At 72.9% G+C, this 16,931-nt stretch carries 14 protein-coding genes and 1 pseudogene; 7 read left to right on the top strand and 8 right to left on the bottom strand.

What is annotated here, in order from left to right:
• Positions 1-181: 181 nt before the first annotated feature.
• Positions 182-1,207 (top strand): NADPH:quinone reductase, encoded by a 1,026-nt coding sequence (locus Pma05_RS32190; protein ID WP_203861288.1) that lies wholly within the window; start codon positions 182-184, stop codon positions 1,205-1,207.
• A gap of 62 nt (positions 1,208-1,269) precedes the next feature.
• On the opposite strand, the gene Pma05_RS32185 is transcribed toward Pma05_RS32190, so the two are convergent.
• The 3 genes from Pma05_RS32185 to Pma05_RS32175 form a co-directional block, all read right to left on the bottom strand.
• Positions 1,270-2,613, bottom strand: coding sequence for a beta propeller repeat protein (locus tag Pma05_RS32185; protein WP_203861246.1), 1,344 nt, complete (start codon positions 2,611-2,613; stop codon positions 1,270-1,272).
• A 52-nt stretch (positions 2,614-2,665) separates the two neighbouring features.
• On the bottom strand, positions 2,666-3,196 hold the full coding sequence (locus tag Pma05_RS32180; RefSeq protein WP_203861245.1) for an RNA polymerase sigma factor: 531 nt from the start codon (positions 3,194-3,196) through the stop codon (positions 2,666-2,668).
• A gap of 307 nt (positions 3,197-3,503) precedes the next feature.
• Complete coding sequence (locus Pma05_RS32175) at positions 3,504-4,418, bottom strand: NADP-dependent oxidoreductase (RefSeq protein WP_203861244.1); 915 nt, start codon at positions 4,416-4,418, stop codon at positions 3,504-3,506.
• A gap of 410 nt (positions 4,419-4,828) precedes the next feature.
• Here Pma05_RS32175 and Pma05_RS32170 point away from each other — a divergent pair, with 410 nt between their 5' ends.
• Positions 4,829-5,773 carry a PDDEXK family nuclease gene (locus tag Pma05_RS32170; protein ID WP_239313523.1) on the top strand — a complete coding sequence of 315 codons (945 nt, stop codon included), beginning with the start codon at positions 4,829-4,831 and terminating at the stop codon, positions 5,771-5,773.
• A gap of 89 nt (positions 5,774-5,862) precedes the next feature.
• On the opposite strand, the gene Pma05_RS32165 is transcribed toward Pma05_RS32170, so the two are convergent.
• Positions 5,863-7,509 carry a long-chain fatty acid--CoA ligase gene (locus tag Pma05_RS32165; protein WP_239313520.1) on the bottom strand — a complete coding sequence of 549 codons (1,647 nt, stop codon included), beginning with the start codon at positions 7,507-7,509 and terminating at the stop codon, positions 5,863-5,865.
• A gap of 53 nt (positions 7,510-7,562) precedes the next feature.
• On the opposite strand from Pma05_RS32165, the gene Pma05_RS32160 reads away from it, so the two are divergent.
• From Pma05_RS32160 to Pma05_RS32150, 3 genes are all read left to right on the top strand, one after another.
• Positions 7,563-8,057 carry an NUDIX domain-containing protein gene (locus tag Pma05_RS32160; protein ID WP_239313518.1) on the top strand — a complete coding sequence of 165 codons (495 nt, stop codon included), beginning with the start codon at positions 7,563-7,565 and terminating at the stop codon, positions 8,055-8,057.
• A gap of 161 nt (positions 8,058-8,218) precedes the next feature.
• Complete coding sequence (locus Pma05_RS32155; protein ID WP_203861243.1) at positions 8,219-9,004, top strand: helix-turn-helix domain-containing protein; 786 nt, start codon at positions 8,219-8,221, stop codon at positions 9,002-9,004.
• Positions 9,001-9,180, top strand: a complete 180-nt coding sequence (locus Pma05_RS32150) for a DUF397 domain-containing protein (protein WP_203861242.1) — start codon at positions 9,001-9,003, stop codon at positions 9,178-9,180. Before Pma05_RS32155 ends, Pma05_RS32150 begins: the two co-directional genes overlap by 4 nt.
• 149 nt (positions 9,181-9,329) lie before the next feature.
• Here Pma05_RS32150 and Pma05_RS32145 read toward each other — a convergent pair whose 3' ends face one another.
• Positions 9,330-10,958 carry an MDR family MFS transporter gene (locus Pma05_RS32145; RefSeq protein WP_203861241.1) on the bottom strand — a complete coding sequence of 543 codons (1,629 nt, stop codon included), beginning with the start codon at positions 10,956-10,958 and terminating at the stop codon, positions 9,330-9,332.
• Between the two features lie 306 nt (positions 10,959-11,264).
• Between Pma05_RS32145 and rfaE2 the strand changes: the two genes are divergently transcribed.
• Positions 11,265-13,373 carry a D-glycero-beta-D-manno-heptose 1-phosphate adenylyltransferase gene (rfaE2, locus tag Pma05_RS32140; protein ID WP_203861240.1) on the top strand — a complete coding sequence of 703 codons (2,109 nt, stop codon included), beginning with the start codon at positions 11,265-11,267 and terminating at the stop codon, positions 13,371-13,373.
• Positions 13,374-13,387: 14 nt separating this feature from the next.
• Positions 13,388-14,317 (top strand): annotated as a pseudogene (locus Pma05_RS32135) (glycosyltransferase family A protein); the annotation flags it as partial.
• 61 nt (positions 14,318-14,378) lie between these two features.
• Here Pma05_RS32135 and Pma05_RS32130 read toward each other — a convergent pair.
• The 3 genes from Pma05_RS32130 to Pma05_RS32120 all read right to left on the bottom strand — a co-directional run bounded on the left by Pma05_RS32130 (position 14,379) and on the right by Pma05_RS32120 (position 16,919).
• Complete coding sequence (locus tag Pma05_RS32130) at positions 14,379-15,482, bottom strand: glycosyltransferase family 9 protein (RefSeq protein WP_203861239.1); 1,104 nt, start codon at positions 15,480-15,482, stop codon at positions 14,379-14,381.
• A gap of 22 nt (positions 15,483-15,504) precedes the next feature.
• A complete protein-coding gene (locus Pma05_RS32125) occupies positions 15,505-16,080 on the bottom strand; it encodes an Hsp20/alpha crystallin family protein (RefSeq protein WP_203861238.1) in 576 nt (191 codons plus the stop codon).
• A 323-nt stretch (positions 16,081-16,403) separates the two neighbouring features.
• Positions 16,404-16,919 carry a DUF2231 domain-containing protein gene (locus Pma05_RS32120; protein WP_203861237.1) on the bottom strand — a complete coding sequence of 172 codons (516 nt, stop codon included), beginning with the start codon at positions 16,917-16,919 and terminating at the stop codon, positions 16,404-16,406.
• Between the last annotated feature and the right edge of the window lie 12 nt (positions 16,920-16,931).

Here is a 16,931-nt window from a genome sequence, read left to right as displayed (position 1 = left end):
TCGGTCGTTCGTGTGCACCCGTTCGGGCAGCACGATGGTGATCGGTCGTGGCGCGTGCGGGATTCGGGGCGAGCAGGTCGGGGCGAGCGGGTCGGGGCGAGCAGGTCGGCCGGGCTGGCCTGGCCGGCCGGCGGATCGAGACGAGAGGTGATCGGACGTGGCAGCACCGGAGAAGTCGACGATGAAGGCGGCCGTCTACCAGCGCACCGGCGATCCGTCCGTGCTGGAGCTGGTGGACCGGCCGGTGCCGGAGCCGGGTCCGGGCGAGGTGCTGGTCCGGGTCGCCGTCTCGGGGGTGAACCCCACCGACTGGAAGTCGCGGCAGGGCGACGGCTCTGGCGGGCCGCCCCGGAACGGCTGGCAGATCCCGAACCAGGACGGTGCGGGGATCATCGAGTCGGTCGGTACCGGTGTCGACGCGAAGCTGGCCGGCGAGCGGGTGTGGATCTGGGAGGCGGCCTGGCAGCGGCCCTGGGGCACCGCGGCGGAGTACACGGTGGTGCCGGTCCGGCAGGTGGTGCGGCTCGGCTCGGCCTCGTTCGACCTCGGCGCCGCCCTCGGCATCCCGTTCCTGACCGCGCACCGCTGCCTGACGGTCGGCGAGACGATGCCCGACCGCCTCGACGTCGGCGCGCTGACCGGGCGCACCATCCTGGTGCAGGGCGGGGCGGGCGCGGTCGGCAACGCCGCCATCCAGCTCGCCCGCTGGGCCGACGCCACCGTCATCGCCACGGTCAGCAGCGCGGAGAAGGCCCAGCTCGCGGTCGCGGCCGGCGCGTCGTACGTGATCGACTACCGCGAGGAGGACGTGGTGGCCGAGGTCCGGAAGATCACGCCGGACGGGGTGGACGCGATCGTCGAGGTCGCCGCCGCCCGCAACGCCGAGATCGACTGCCAGGTGATCGGTGCCAACGGCGCGGTCGCGGTGTACGCCGACGACGGTGGCGCCGCGCTCACCCTGCCGGTCCGCCCGCTGATGGTGCCGAACGTCCGCTGGCAGTTCGTGCTGGTCTACACCCTGCCGACGGTCGCCAAGGCGCTGGCCGTGACGGACGTCGCCGCCGCCGCGTCGTCCGGGGTGCTCCGGGTCGGCACCGAGGCGGGCCTGCCGCTGCACTACTACCCGCTGGACCAGGCCGCCCAGGCGCACGCCGCCGTGCAGAACTCGGCGGTCGGCAAGGTGCTGGTGGTGACCAGCGAGTCCTGACCGTCACCGGCACGGCTGCCCGCGCTCCGCCCGGCGGTACGGGGTCGACACGCCGGGCGGGGTCAGCGGTTGATCGTGGGCGGGCCGACGTACGACCAGGCGATGCCGTCCGAGGAGAGCCATCCGCCGGAGGAGTCCTGGGTGCCGTGCTGGGCATAGCCGCCGGGAACGGCCACCGCCGAGGCACCGGGACCGACCGGGATCTCCCGCAGCCGCTCGCCCCGGTCGAGGCTCTCGAACATCATCGGGTTCTCGCCGGCCAGGATGCCGGCCTGGATCAAGAGCGCACCGTCGGGCCGGACCGAGGCGTGGATCATCCGATCGCCGACCTGGGCCCGTGCGGCCGTACGCCGCCAGGTCCGCCCCTGGTCGACGCTGCGGTACACCCGCAGCTCGCCGTCGACCTGGCCGACCGCGTACGCGACCTGGTCGCCGATCGCCAGTGCGGCGGCCCCCGCGTTCCCGCCCGCCTCGATGTCCTCGGGCAGCACCGTCCGCCGCCAGCTGCGTCCACCGTCCGAGCTGACCCCGATCGCGCTGCCGCTGAAGATCGCAACGTTCTCCGAGACGGTGCCGTTCTCCTCCCGCACCGAGCCGATGGTCTCGTCGGCCCAGCCGGTGACCCACAGCCCGGCGCCCGCCGCCCTGCCCTCGATCACCCGCGCGTGTTGCAGCGGCACCTGCTCGGCCAGCCGGACCACCTCCCCGGTCGCCGGGTCCGCCGCCAGCACCGTCAACCCGTCGATGTCGGGCAGCCACTCCAACGGCCGGTACGTCTCCGGCACGGCGGCGACCTCGGTGATCTGGATCTCCCGCCAGTTGACCCCGCCGTCGGTACTGGCGAGCCAGAACTGCCGGATCCGGTCGCCCTCGATCACGCCGTCGTCGCGCTTCGGCCTGGTCTGCACCTCGGCCACCAGCGTCCGCGGCGCCACCACCCGCAGCCCGACCAGGCTGTTGTCCGGCACCGGCAGCGGGTACGACTCCCAGTTCGCCCCGCCGTCGACGGTGGCCGCGAGCCGGATCGCGCAGTTCTCCCCTTCGCAGTCGCGGTATCGCAGGTAGAGCCGGCGCAGGTCGCCGGCGAGCATCCAGCCGGTCACGGTGGGCAGGGCTGGCGGGTTGGCTCCCGGCGAGGCGCTCGGGGCCGGCGTCGGGACGAAGTCGGGCGTACGGTCGAGCGCGATCGGCGGGCCCAGGGTGCCGTACCGGTCACCGCCGTCCCCAGAGGGCAGGCCGCGCCAGACCGCCCCGGCACCGACGACGACCACGGCGGCCAGCGCGGCGGCCCCGGCCACCCGGGTACGCCGCCGTCGGCGCCGCGCCCGGCGTTCCACCTCGGCGAAGTGCGGCCTGAACGCGGCCTGGGCCGCCTGGTCGAGGCCGGGAAAATCGAGTTCGGGCATGGATATCCTCCGGTCTGGGTGTGCGACGTGGATACGGGGAAGATCGGGCGGGTCAGCGGCGGTTCGCCCGACCGGCGGCAGCGCCGCTGACTGGTGATGCCGCCTCGTCCAGGTGCTCGGCGAGCGCCTGCCGGCCGCGTACCAGTCGGGTCTTGACGGCCTCCACCGAGCAGCCGAGCGTGGCGGCGACCTCGGCCACCGGCAGGTCGCCGATGTGGTGCAACACCACGGTCTCCCGGGTGGCCCGGGGCAACCGTTGCAGGGCGGCGACCAGCGCCACGTGGTCGGGTGAGAGTTCCGGGCTGCCGCGCTCGACTCCGGTCAGCCGGCCGGACCGGATCAGCCGGTCGAGCCGCAACTGGCGCCGGAACCGGCTCCGCGCCACGTTCAGCGCGACCCTACGCAGCCACGCCTCCGGGTTGTCGAGCTGCCGGAACCGGCCCGACCGGGTCAGTGCCCGGACGAACGCCTCCTGCACGGCGTCCTGCGCCTCGGCGTAGTTCGCGGTAACCGCGAAGAGCTGGGCCACCAGCCGGGCCGCCGAAGCCGCGTACACCTCTCGAATTGCCTGCTGTCCGTCCACATCATCCCCTGCCCACCGACCGCGTTCACCCAGTACGACCCCCCGCCGGGTCGTCCGGTGACATCCGAATCGGCGGTCGCCCCGTGGGGCGATCCGAGCGAGCCAGTCCGGTCGCCGGGTCCACCGTCGATGGTGGTGGACGACGTGGACCCTCCGATCGGCGCGGATGCCGACCGTTGCCGATGCGGTGACGGCTTCGCCGGGTCTGCGCCCGGCCACTGCCGGTGCGGAGGCGCTGCGCCTGGTCTGCGTGCGACCGCTGCCCGGTGCGGAGGTGCTTCGCCGGGTCGGTGCCCGGCCGCTGCCGCTACGGCACGAGGACGATCTTTCCGCGCAGCCGTCCCGCCTCCACGAGCCGGTGCGCGTGGGCCGCCTCGGCCAGCGGTAGCGAGGCCGCGACCCGGGTCCGCAGCCGCCCCTTGGCCACCTCGGTCATCAACTCCGCCAGCATCGGCTGGTCGAGCCGCACCAGGACCGTCTGCTGCCGTATCCCGCGCGGTGGATCGAGCGGCGGTACCGGCCGGGTCGTCACCAGCGTGCCGCCGTCGGCGACCGCGGCTCCGGCCGCCGCCCCGACCGGTACCGCGTCGAAGACCGCCGGGACCGGTCCGAACCCGGCCAGCTCGGCGGAGCGGGGCACCACCTCGGCGACGCCGAGGCCGCGTACCCACTCCTCGTCGTCGGAGCTGGCCACCGCGACCACCCGGTGGCCGGACCGGGCCGCCAGTTGCGCGGCGAATCCGCCCACCCCGCCGCTGGCACCGGTGACCAGCACCGTCGACCCGGAGCCCAGCGACATCGTCTCCAGCGCCTGCCGGGCGGTCAGCGCGTTCAGCCCCACGGTGGCCGCCTCCGCCGCGTCCAACTCGTCCGGCACGGCGACCAGCCAGTCCCGCCGGGCCACCACGAACTCGGCGTACGCCCCGACGGCGCCCCGGGTGAGGTACCACGGCACCATTCCGGCGACCCGACTGCCGGGCCGGTGTTCGGTGACCCCGTCCCCGACCGCCACCACGTCACCGGCGAAGTCCCAGCCGAGCAGGAACGGCGGCTCGATCGGGCCGCCGGGGATCCGCCCGACCCGGGCGCCCAGGTCGGCGGGATGCACCGCCACCGCGCGTATCCGGACGAGGATCTCGCCGGGGCCGGCCACCGGGTCCGGCCGCTCGACCACCCGCAGCACACCGGGACCGCCCAGTGCCGTCACCGCCACCGCTCGCATCGCTCGCCCCTTCCGCGTGGCCAATATCCTTCCCGCCGCAACATCGAGTTGGCAACGGGTCGACCCGGCACCGGACCGCCAGGTGGCGGCCGGACGCTCGTCGGGTGGCGGGTGGGGCGCGCTGGATCGTGTGCTGCTACTGCCCCTCTGGGGGTAGCAAGAGCACACGATCCAGCGGGCCCCCACCCCCGTTGTCCACAGGGGTGGGGAGTGGGGTGGAGGTGGGTGGGATGGCGCGGGATAGTCGGCGGATGCCGCGCCGTGCCAGCGTTCCGGGTCGTGCCAACGTTCCTCCGCCGGGTCGCGGTGGCGTTCCTCAGCCGGGTCGTGCCAGCGTTCCTCAGTCTGGTCGGGGTGGTGGCGGGGCCGGGGCGCGTCGGGGTGGCGGGGTCGGACCGCGTCGGGAGGTCGTGCCCGGGTTACGGCCGCCACCGCCGCCGGACGCGGACGAGTTGACGTACCTGCGGTGGCTCCAGGACGACGTGGTGAGCCGGCGACAGGCACTGCGGCACCTGTCGGCGAAGGCGCTGCAACACCGGTTGGCGACCGGCGAGTGGCAGATCATGTCCCGGGGCGTCTATCTCGCGCACAACGGCCCGGTGACCCGCCAGCAGCGGCGCTGGGCGGCGATACTGGCGGCTGGCGCCGGACGGCGTGCCGTGCTGGCCGGACTCTCCGCGCTGGAGGTGCTGGGCATGCGCGGCTACCACAGCGCGACGCTGCACGTCCTGATCCCGGCACGTCGCCAGGACCGCGATCCCCCACCCGGCGTCGTGGTGCACCGCACCCGGCGACTGACCGAGGCCGACGTCCATCGGCTGGGCCTGCCGCCGTGCACGATGCCGGCCCGGTCACTGCTCGACGCGGCACAGTGGGCCACGGACGACGAGCGGGCGCGGGCGATCATCGCCGCCGGATTCCAGCAGCGGCTGGTCGACGGCCCGGAACTGGACAGGGCCCTGGCCCGGCTACCCCGACTACGTCGCCGGAGTCTCATCGTGGCGGCAGCCGCCGACGCACGCGCCGGGGCCGAGTCCGTCGCCGAGTCGGACCTGCTCCGGCTGTGCCGGCGGGAGGGTCTGCCGACACCCAGCCGGCAGGTCCGGCGAACCGACTCTCGGGGGCGGCGCCGGTATCTCGACGTCTACTTCGAACAGTGGAAGGTCATGGTCGAGATCGACGGGGCACAACACCTGGAGGTACGCCACTGGTGGGCGGACATGCGCCGGCAGAACGACCTCTGGATCAGCCGGATCCGGATCCTCCGCTTCCCCGCCTGGCTGGTCCGGGACCGCCCCGCCGACGTCGCCGCCCAACTACGCGCCGCCCTCCTGGCCGCCGGCTGGCGCCCGTGAAAGACGACCTGCGTGTGCTGCCACTACCCCTCCAGGGGTAGCAACCGCACACGCTCCGGTCCGGCCGGGCCCGGCCAGGCCCGGCCAGGTCAGGTCGACAGTACGATCACGTCGAGGGTGGCGGCGGCGTGGTCGGCGCGGATCCGCTTCTTGTCGAACTTGCCCACCGAGGTCTTCGGGACGGCGTCGACGAAGGCCCACCGCTCCGGTACCTGCCATCCGGCCACCCGGTCGGCGAGGAAGTCCCGCAGTTCCTCGGCGCTCACCTCGGCGCCCTCCCGCCGTACCACCGTCGCGAGTGGACGCTCGTCCCAACGCGGGTCCGGTACGCCGACCACGCACGCCTCCAGCACCGAAGGATGCGCCATCAGCGCGTTCTCCAACTCGACCGAGGAGATCCACTCGCCACCGGACTTGATCACGTCTTTCGCCCGGTCGGTGAGGGTGATGAAGCCGTCCGCCGAGAGCGTGCCGACGTCACCGGTACGCAGCCAGCCGTCCCGGAACTTCTCCGGGTCGGGTGCGTCGTCGCCGACGTACCGTGCGGTCACCCACGGGCCACGGACCTCCAGTTCGCCGACGGCCCGACCGTCGGCGGGCAACTGCGTGCCGTCCGGGCCGACGATCCGGGCGGCGACCCCGGCCGGCACCCGCCCCTGGGTGTAGCGGTAGCGCCAGGCGTCGTCGCCGGTCGCGCCGGCCGGCGGTCGGGCCACCGAGCCGAGCGGGGACATCTCGGTCATCCCCCAGGCGTGGATCACGTCGATCCGGTGCCGCTCCGCGAAGGCGTGCATCAGCGCGGGCGGGCAGGCGGAGCCGCCGACGATCACCTCGGTCAGCGAGGAGGTGTCGACGTCGTTGGCGTCCAGGTGGTTGAGCAGGTCGGTCCAGATCGTCGGTACCGCGCCGGCCAGGGTCGGCCGCTCGGCCGCGATCATGGCGGCGATCGGGGCGCCCTGGAGGAACCGGTCCGGCATCACCAGGGAGGCGCCGGAGAGGAAGGCGGCGTACGGGATGCCCCAGGACATCGCGTGGAACATCGGCACGATGGCGAGTTCCCGGGTGGTCGGGCCGAGCCCGAACGACTCCGGCAGGCAGATCTGCACCGAGTGCAGCCAGATCGACCGGTGCGAGTAGGCGACGCCCTTCGGGTTGCCGGTGGTGCCCGAGGTGTAGCAGAGCGCGGCAGCGTCCCGCTCGTCCAGCTCCGGCCAGTCGTGCCGGTCCGGCTTGTCGCGCAGCAGGTCGTCCCACCGGTGTACGGCGATCCGCCCGCCCCCGGCCGCCAGCAGCGGGGCCGGGTCAGCACCGCCGACCACCACCACGTGCTCTACAGTGGACATCTCAGGCAACGCCCTGGCCAGCAACGGGATCAGCGTCGAGTCGACCAGCACCACCCGGTCCTCGGCGTGGCTGGCGATGTAGGCCACCTGGTCCGGAAAGAGGCGGATGTTGAGCGTGTGCAGCACAGCGCCCATGCTCGGCACCGCGAAGTAGGCGACCAGGTGCTCGGCGTTGTTCCACATGAAGGTCGCCACCCGCTGGTCACCGGTGACCCCGAGATCGTCGCGGAGCGCGTGCGCGAGCCGGGCGGCGGTCGCACCGACCTCGGCGTACGTCATCCGACGGGAGCCGTCGCCGCGCCAGGTGGCCACCTCGGCGGTGCCGTGCACCGTGCTGCCGTGTTCGAGGATGCGGGAAACCAGCAGGGGCGCGTCCATCATCGTGCTACGCATGGACCACAACCTAGTGTCGCAGCTCACACCTTGACCACCCGGAAGGTAGCCCGATGAGCAGTATCCCGTGGGCCGAGTCGTACCTCGGTCAGCTTCGCGCCCTCGCCGGTGACCGTGTGCTGATGTTCGTCGGCGCCCGAGCCGTGGTACGCGACGCCGCCGGCCAGGTGCTGCTGATCGAGCGCTCCGACAACAGTTACTGGGCGCTGCCGGCCGGCGCGATGGAACTCGGCGAGTCGATCGCCGAGTGCGCGATCCGCGAGGTCTGGGAGGAGACCGGGCTGACCGCCACCGCCGTCACCCCGTTCGCCATGTACACCCACCCGGAGCGCACCTTCACCAACATGTTCGGAGACACCTACCAGCTCTTCGTCGTCGCCTTCCGGGTCGACGCCTGGTCCGGCGAACTGCTCACCAGCACCGACGAGACCACCAACGCCGGCTTCTTCGGGCCCCGGGCGCTGCCCGCGCCGGTCTCCTCCACCGTGCTGGAGACCCTGGACGACCTGGCCGCCTTCGAGCAGACCGGCCAGGTCGTCCTGAAATAGCGAGGGTAAAGCGAGATCGACAAGGGCTCAATCGGATTCGCCGATATCTACTCTGGACTATCGTCCGACATCGGCGAAAAATAGGCAGCGGTCAGCATTTGCCATTCCGGCTCCGGGCCGCCAAGAGAAAGTTCGGGCCGCCGCGAGAAAGTTCGAGAATAATGAGTCACAGTGGTGTTCCGCAGATCCTGAAGTTCCTGCGTACGCTCAACGGTGGTATGACGCAGGAACAGGTCGCCGGACGGCTGAACGTCTCGACGTCCTTGATCGCCAAGTTCGAGACGAGCCGGCTGATACCCATGCCGGACACCGCGAAACGAATAGACGAGCTGTTCGGCAGCGGTGATCTGGTGCAGAGCACGGCAGCCATGGCCAGGAAGTCCGCGTCGCAGGAGTGGTTCCGCGAGTGGCCCGACGTGGAGCGCGAGGCCGTCGCCATTCGGGGGCACGAGGCAAACTACGTGCCCGGCCTGCTCCAGACCGAGGCGTACGCCCGGGCGGTCCTGACCTCCGGGCTGTTCGACGCCGACGAGGTCGAGGCGCAGTTGGCGCTCCGGATGGAGCGCCAGGCTGCGGTGTTCGGCCGCGAGAAGCCACCGGTCTGCACCTTCATCGTCGACGAGTTGGCGCTGATGCGCGGCGAGCCTCGGCCGATGCTGAAGGAACAGTTGGCGCACCTGGTCGAGATGTCGACCCGGCCACTGGTCTTCATCCACGTCGTGCCGCGATCCGCCGGGCTGTATCTCGGGCAGATAGGCCCGCTGGTCCTGGCCTCCCTGCCCGGCGGGGGCGACGTGGCATTCCTCGAAGACCAGGCGGCGGGACGGCTGCTGGCCGAGCCGGACCAGGTCGCCGCGATGGCGCGGGCCTGGGACGCGATACGCTCGGTAGCACTCCCCCGAGACATGTCCCGGGACCTGATCGTGAGGATGGCGAACGAGCTATGACTCCCACCTGGCGAAAGTCGACCCGCAGCAACGCGAACGGCGGCAACTGCGTCGAGGTCGCCGACAACCTTCCCGGCCGCGTACTCGTCCGGGACAGCAAGGACCCGCACGGGCCAGCCCTCACCTTCGGCCCGGCCGCGTGGCGGCACTTCGTGCACGGCGTCGCCGCGCACTGACAGACGGCGTCGCCGCGCGCTGACGCGTCGCCGCGCGCTCACAGCCCCGAGCCGAACGCCCCCGGTGCCCAGCGCGCGGTGCCGGGGGCGTTTGCCGTTGCCGTACCCCTTGAGGGTGGCGCGACCCTCGAAGCGGCACCGCCACGGCCTCAGATCATCGTCTGGGCGTTCGCCTCCATCTCGGTGGCCGCGTCGCCCTTCCGGTCCCGGGCCAGCCCCTCGCCGGAGCCGGCCGGCGGGCCGCCGCGCAGCTCCTGGTTCGGCATCGCCAGGGTGACCGCCACCGCCAGGAACGCGATCAGCCCGGCCACCAGGAAGACGGTGTGCAGCGCGCCGACGAACGACTCCTGGACGGCGGCCCGGATCGGCTCCGGCAGCGCCAGGATCCGGGACGGTTCGTTGACCGAGAACTCCTTGGTGGCCCCGGCGAACTGCGCCCGCTGGTCGGGCGGGAGTTGGGCGATCGCGCCGGGCAGCCGGTCGGCCAGCCCGCCGGAGAGCCCGGCGGTGAGCACCGCGCCGAGGATCGCCACCCCGAACGAGCCGCCGAGGGACCGGAAGAAGGTGGCGGCCGAGGTACCGGCGCCGAGGTCGCGCATCTCGACCGCGTTCTGCGCGGCGAGGATCAACGACTGCATGCAGAGGCCCAGCCCGACGCCGATGATCACCATGTAGACGAAGGCGTTCCAGAGCGGGCTGTCGACCTGCAACTGGGTGAAGAGCAGCATGCCGGCGACCAGCACGATCGCCCCGACCACCGGAAACCACTTGTACCGACCGATCCGGCTGATCGCCCGCCCGGAGAGTACCGAGGTGACGATCACGCCGGCCATCATCGGCAGCATCAGCAGACCGCTGTTGGTCGGCGAGGCGCCCTTGACGATCTGGAGGTAGAGCGGGATGAAGATGATCGACCCGAACATCACCAGGCCGAGGATGAAGCCCGCGCTGTTGGCCAGCGCGAAGGTGGCTCGGCGGAACAGCTTGAGCGGCAGGATCGGCTCGGCGACCCGGGCCTCCTGGACCAGGAAGAGTACGCCGAGCACCGCACCGGCCACGAAGAGCCCGATGATGACCCCGGAGCCCCAGGCGTACTCGTTGCCGCCCCAGCTCAGCGCGAGCAGCAGCGTGCTCACCCCGGCCACCAGCAGGCCGGCGCCGAGCCAGTCGATCGCGTGCTGCCGTCGCTGGAACGGGACCAGCCGCATCACGTGGTAGCAGACGATGAGGGCCACCACCGCCAGCGGCACGTTCAGGAAGAAGATCCACCGCCAGTCGTGCTCGGCGAAGTAACCGCCGACCAGCGGCCCGGCCACCGAGGAGAGCCCGAACACCGCACCGAAGAGGCCCTGGTAGCGGCCACGCTCCCGGGGTGACACCACGTCCGAGATGATGGTGAAGGCCAGCGTCATCAGACCGCCGGCCCCGAGCCCCTGCACCCCACGGGTGATGATGAGCTGGGTCATGTCCTGGGAGAAGCCGGCGGCCAGCGAGCCGACCAGGAACGCCCCGATGGAGAAGAGGAAGACGGGGCGACGACCGAAGAGGTCGGCCATCTTGCCGTACAGCGGGGTCGAGGCGGTCGACGCCAGCAGGTACGCGGTGACCACCCACGAGTAGTGGTTGATCCCGCCGAGTTCGCCGACGATCGTCGGCAGCGCCGTACCGACGATGGTCTGATCCAGTGCCGCCAGCAGCATGCCGGTCATCAGGCCGCTCATCAGCAGCAGGATCTGTCGGTGGGTCAGCGCCGGGCGTGCGCCGTCAGCGGTGGTCATAGTGCCTTCTCCCCCCGTTGGCACAGAAGATGCGTATGGCACAGAAGATGCCTACCGCCAGTCTCGACCTGGTCCACCGTCGGAGCCGCACGAACGCGGACGCTGTGATCGCGATCATGCCCCTCGGCAGGCGCCAGCCGGACCCCACCGCCACGGGGAACATGTGGCGACGAACCCGTTCGGGTCACGTCTCGCGGAAAGTCCTTCCCGGTACGACAGGTGCCAAACCCGCCGTACGGCCACCGTCGCCCGGACGGGTACGGCGGGACCAGGTTTGTCCGGCCGGGCACCGGGGACCCGCGCCACATGGCAACAGACGCAGCGGAACAGCGCCGGTTGGCCTCGGTGGTGGAGAGCTGGCTCGGCAGGGGCGTACTGGTGGTCGGCGACGCCATGCTGGACGAGTGGCGGTTCGCCGAGTCGGACCGGCTCTGCCGGGAGGCACCGGCCCCGGTGTTGACCCTGCGCCGTCGGCTGACCGCGGCCGGTGGCGCCGCGAACACCGCCGTCAACCTGACCGCGCTGGGCGGTCGGGCGTCGCTGGTCGCCCCGATCGGCGCGGACGTCGCCGGTGACGAACTGCACGACTGCCTGGACCGGGCCGGCGTCTGGGACCGGACCATCAGCCAGCCCGGCCGGCCCACCCCGGTGAAACGGCGACTGCTCGCCGCCGACCAGATCCTGCTCCGCGAGGACGAGGGGGACGCCGACGAGACACTGCCGGAGGAGGGCGTACGCCGGATGCTGAACGCGCTCGCCCGGGCGACCGAGGAGTTGCGGGCCGACCAGGACGGCCAGCCGCCGACCCTGGTGGTCTGCGACTACGGCCTCGGCGCACTGCCCGAGGCGGTACGGAGCTGGCTGGTCCGGCACCGCGACTCCTTCGCCACCGTCGCCCTGGACGCGCACGACCTGGCCTACTGGCGTGGACTCGCCCCGACCGTGGTGACCCCGAGCTTCGCCGAGGCGACCCGGCTGCTCAACGAGGCGGTCTCCGCCGGCCCGCCCAGCCCGACGTCGGCGGTCGCCGGCACCCGGGTCAGCGTCGCCGAGGACGGCTCGACGGTCGCCACCGGCGGAAAGGCCGCCCCCGAGAGCGGAAAGCGCGACGTCGAGAGCGGGAAACGCGATGCCGAGAGCGGAGGACACGGCGCGGACGCCGGCAAGGACGCCGAAGGCGGCGCCGCGAGGGAGACCGGCGGCCGGGCCGGAAAGACCGGAGGGTACGCCGGTCGGCCAGCTCCGGCGTTCGCCGCCGGTGGTACCGAGGACGGGGGCCGGGACGGTGACGGTTCCGCCACCCCGGAGGGTACGCCGCCGGGTGGTGCCGAGGGTGGCGGTCCGGTCGGCGGGGACGGCCTCACCGTGACCAGTGACGAGATCGGGGTCTCCGGCGACGACATCGTGGTGGCCGGCGACGAGACGTCGAGTGCCGCCGGTGGACGTCCGGTCGCGGCCGGCGGGGCCAGTCGGGCGCTGGTCGCCCAGGCCCGCCTCGCTGAGCTGCGGGAACGCACCGGTGCCGACGTGGTGGCGGTGACCCTGGACGCCGAGGGCGCGGTGGTGGGCGGTGCCGACGGACGGTCCCGGCGCAGCCACGCGACTCCGGTACCGGCGAGCTATGCGGTCGGCGCCGGTGACGCGTACCTGGCCGCGATGACCCTGGCGCTGGCCGCCGACGCGCCGCTGCCGACCGCCGCCCAGTTGGCCCAGCTCGCCGCGACCACCACCGTCTCGGACACCGGTACCTGTGTCTGCCTGCGGGCGGACCTGCTCGCCGCGCTCGGCTCGGCCAATGACGAACCGGCCCGGATCGTGCTCGACCGGGACGCCCTGGTCGAACTCGTCGAGCGGCACCGGGCCGAGGGGCGGGCGGTCGTCTTCACCAACGGCTGCTTCGACGTACTGCACCGGGGGCACGTGCGCTATCTCGACCAGGCCCGCGACCTCGGCGACCTGCTGGTGGTGGCGGTCAACTCGGACGACAGCGTACGGCGGCTGAAGGGCACGGACCGGCCGGTGAACCCGGTGGAGGACCGGGTGGCGGTGCTCGCCGCACTCTCCTGTGTGGACCATGTGGTGGTCTTCGAGGAGGACTCGCCGACCGCGCTGATCGAGGCGGTCCGCCCCGACGTGTACGTCAAGGGCGGCGACTACCCGCCGGACATGGTCCCGGAGGCGCCCCTGGTACGCCGGCTCGGCGGCCAGGTCCGCACCCTCGGCTACGTACCCGACAAGTCCACCTCGGCCGTCATCGACCGGATTCGCTCCCGCGCCAAGGAGTCGGCACACCCAGCCGACCCGGCACACACAGCCAAGCCGGCACACACAGTCGACCCGGCACAGACAGTCGACCCGGCACACCCAGCCGACCCGGCGCACACGGCCGAGTCCGCGTCGAGCCGGCGGGTGTGAACCGGCCGGCCCGGATCACCCGGCCGCTCGAACCGGGCAGCCGGGAGGACTTCCGGCTGCCCCGGCTGCTGGACATACTGATCCCGACCCGGAACCGTCCCGCCGAACTGGCCGTCACCCTCGCCGGACTGGCCGCCCAGTATTCCGAGGACGCCGGCCGGCGCGGCGACGAACCCGGCCGGGGCACCCGGGGAGCCGGCCAGCACCCCGAGGAGGAGGCTGGCCGGGACGGCAGGGGCGGATTCGGGGTGGTGGTCAGCGACCAGTCCGACGGGGAGCCGGGCTGGGCCGAACCGGCGGCGGCGGCGATGGTGCGGGTACTCCGGCACCGGGGCCATCCGGTGCTGCTCACCCGGCGGCTGCCTCGGCGGGGCCTGGCCGAACACCGCGCCTATCTGCTGGACGCCTCGACGGCCCGGTACGTGCTCTTCCTCGACGACGACGTCTGGCTCGAACCCGGTACCGTCGACCGGCTGCTCACAGCGATCCGGGAACTCGACTGCGGTTTCGTCGGCAACGCGGTGCACGGACTCTCCTATCTGGACGACGTACGCCCGGAGACGCACCGGCACTACGCCGAGTGGGACGGCCCGCCGAGGCCGGAACGGCTCCGCCCCGGCACGCCGGAGTGGGACCGGGCGCAGATCCACTCGGCGGCGAACCTGCTGCACGTCACGGCGGCGCGACGGCTGCCGGCCGGGCAGTGGCGGGCGTACAAGGTCTCCTGGATCGGCGGGTGCGTGCTCTACGACCGGTCCCGGCTGCGCGCGGCGGGCGGGTTCGACTTCTGGACCCGACTCGACCCGGGGCACCAGGGCGAGGACGTGGCCGCCCAGCTCGCCGTACAGGCCCGGTACGCCGGAGCCGGCGTCCTGCCCAGCGGGGCGTACCACCTGGAGGCGCCGACCACGGTGACCGAGCGGACCATGGAGGCGTGGGAGGTCACCGAGCGGACCACGGAGGGGTGGGAGGCCACCGAGCGGGGGACCTTGGATGCGTGGGAGGTCACCGCGCGGTCAGATCGGCCACCGCCGACAGCACCTCCACCACCGGTACGTCGGTGACGAAGGAGACCCGGTGCGGGCAGGCCGGACCGCCGCCGCCCCGGGCCGGATAGATCTCCCGGCTACAGTCCCGGCCGCAGACCGGGCAGTTGAGGGTCCACGAGGCGATCGGCCGGTGCCGGGCGCGCAGCGGTACCGCACAGTTGATCAGGTTGCCGACCCAGAAGATGCCGACCGTCGGAGTGTCCAGCGCGGCGGCGACGTGCACCGGACCGGTGTCGTTGGCCACCACCACCTCGCAGCCGGCGTAGCAGCCGATCAGGCCGCCCAGCGACAGGTCGCCGACCACCGAGCGGACCGGCTGCCGGGCCGCCGCCACCACCTGGTCGGCGAGGTCCCGCTCGTCCGGGGTACCGGTCACCAGCACCTCGTACCCGTCGGCGGCCAGTTGGTCGGCGACCTCGGCGAACCGGTCCGCCGGCCAGCGGCGGCGCGGATCGCTCGCCCCGGGGTGCAGGGCGATCCGGGGGCGCACCGGTTCGCCGAGCACCATCCGTGCCTCGGCCAGGTCCGCCTCGGTCGCCGCGAGCCGGGGCACCAGGCCGGTCGGGCCGGCGCCGACCAGGCCGGCGACCTCCAGGTAGCGGACCACCTCGGGCTGGTAGTAGACATACCGGAGCCACCGGTCCAGCGGCGGCGCGTCCTCGCTGCGCAGGCCGGCGGTCACCCGGGCACCGAGCGCGGCGACCAGCGGGTTGGAGTTGGCCCCGCCGCCGTGCATCTGGAGCGCGATGTCGAACCGCTCCCGGCGGGCGGTGTCGAGGAACCGGGCCATCGAATCCGCCGACGGCTCGGGCTCCTCCGGCCCGGCCACCCGGATGCCGGGCGCGGGCGGCACCACCAGTACCCGGTCGACCGGTCCGGGCCGGTCCCGGAGCAGCCGCTCGTGCCAGGGTGCGCCGATCAGTACCAGCTCGGCGTCCGGATAGCTGGCCCGCAGCGCGTCGAGCGCCGGCAGCGCGAAGACGAAGTCGCCGAGCGCGTTGGCCCGGAGTACCGCGATCCGCTCGACGTCACCGACCAGATCGCGCACCTTGCCGATCATCGGGTACGGGTCCGCCGCCCGCTCAGCCCGTGAACCCGGGACCCGGGGTACCGGCGGCGATGTCCGGCCGGTGCAGTTCCCGGTCGGCGGCCGGGTCCACGGCCACGGGCCGGATGCGGGCTCCGGCGGTACCCCCGGCGCGCTGGCCCGGGTCGAACCGCCGGCTGCCGATGGTGATGGTCCGGCGACCCGGCCGGGCTGCCTTCGGCATCGTGACGGTGAGCAGTCCGTGATCCATCACGGCGTCGATCCGGTCCGGGTCGACCGGTGCCGGCAGGTGCACCCGGTGCTCGAAAGAGCGGGTCTGCGATCCGCTGCCGACCATTCCGTGGTCGGCGTTGACCTCGGCCTCGGAGCGGGCCCGGATGCACAGCTCGCGGTCGTCGAGTTCCAGGGCCACCTCCTCCGGGGCCACCCCGGGCAGCCGGGCCACCACCGTCCAGCCGCCGTCGCTCGGGGTCAGCTCGACCTCGGATTGCCCGTTCCGGCCTCCGACCAGCGCGGAGCCGACCAGCCGGCCGAGTTCGGCGCGGAGCGCCTGCAACTCACCGAACGGATCCCAACCCCGGTCTCCGGTGCCACGTCCTGGCTCAGCCATGCCGCCGTGTTCCCTCCCGTCGGGTCCTGCCACTCGTCCGATCCACCGCCCGCCACCCGCAGACCCCGCGCCGCACGGCGCGGACCGCAGGCTGGCGGCACGATCCCGGATACCCGCCCACGGGCCGGTCAACGCCTCCGCAGCCCGACCGGTGCGCGTCCGCACCGTCAGACCGGCCGCTGGCCCGGGATGGCCGCGGCCGGGCTGCCGGCCACGCCGGAGGACTGCCGGACGTGCCGGTGGTCACGCCGGAGGACTGCCGTAGCCGTGGCCGCGCCGGAGGAGTGCCGGACGTGCAGGTGGTTCCGGTTGTCCGCCGAGGGTCACCGCTCCTCGGGTCGGTCGGCGGACGCGGCGGCGGTGGTCCGGGGACGCAGCGAACTCGGCGCGTTCAGGTCGGCCTCCGGGTCCACCCCGACGCCGAGCCGGTCCACCAGTTCGCCGCCGAGCCAGGCGCCGACGGCCAGGCCGGCGATCGCCACCACCTCGATCGCGACCAGGGCACCGCCGGCCGTCCGGGTGTACGCGGCCAGCCGCACCACGAAGACCGCGGCGAAGAGCAGCAGTACGGCGATGTTGGTCGCGGCGTGCGCCACCCCCACCCGCTTGGCCCGGGTCCCGGCCGGTATGGCCAGCAGGTCCACCGCGCCGGCCAGCACCGCGAGTATCCCGCCGATCAGGCCGACCAGGATGTTCCAGTACGCCAGCTCGCCGAGGAAGGTCGGGCCGCCGGCCACGTCGATGATGTCGAAGATCGTGGCGGCCACGAAGAGGGCGATCGGGAACATCACCAGCATCGGATGGACCGGGTGCCCGAGCACCTTGAGTCTGCTCTCCATGATCGTCGCCTT

Origin of the sequence: Plantactinospora mayteni, assembly GCF_016862935.1 — a bacterium.
Lineage (GTDB): Bacteria > Actinomycetota > Actinomycetes > Mycobacteriales > Micromonosporaceae > Plantactinospora > Plantactinospora mayteni.
Note: the sequence above shows the minus strand (reverse complement) of the source record. Positions and strands in the feature narration are given on the sequence as shown.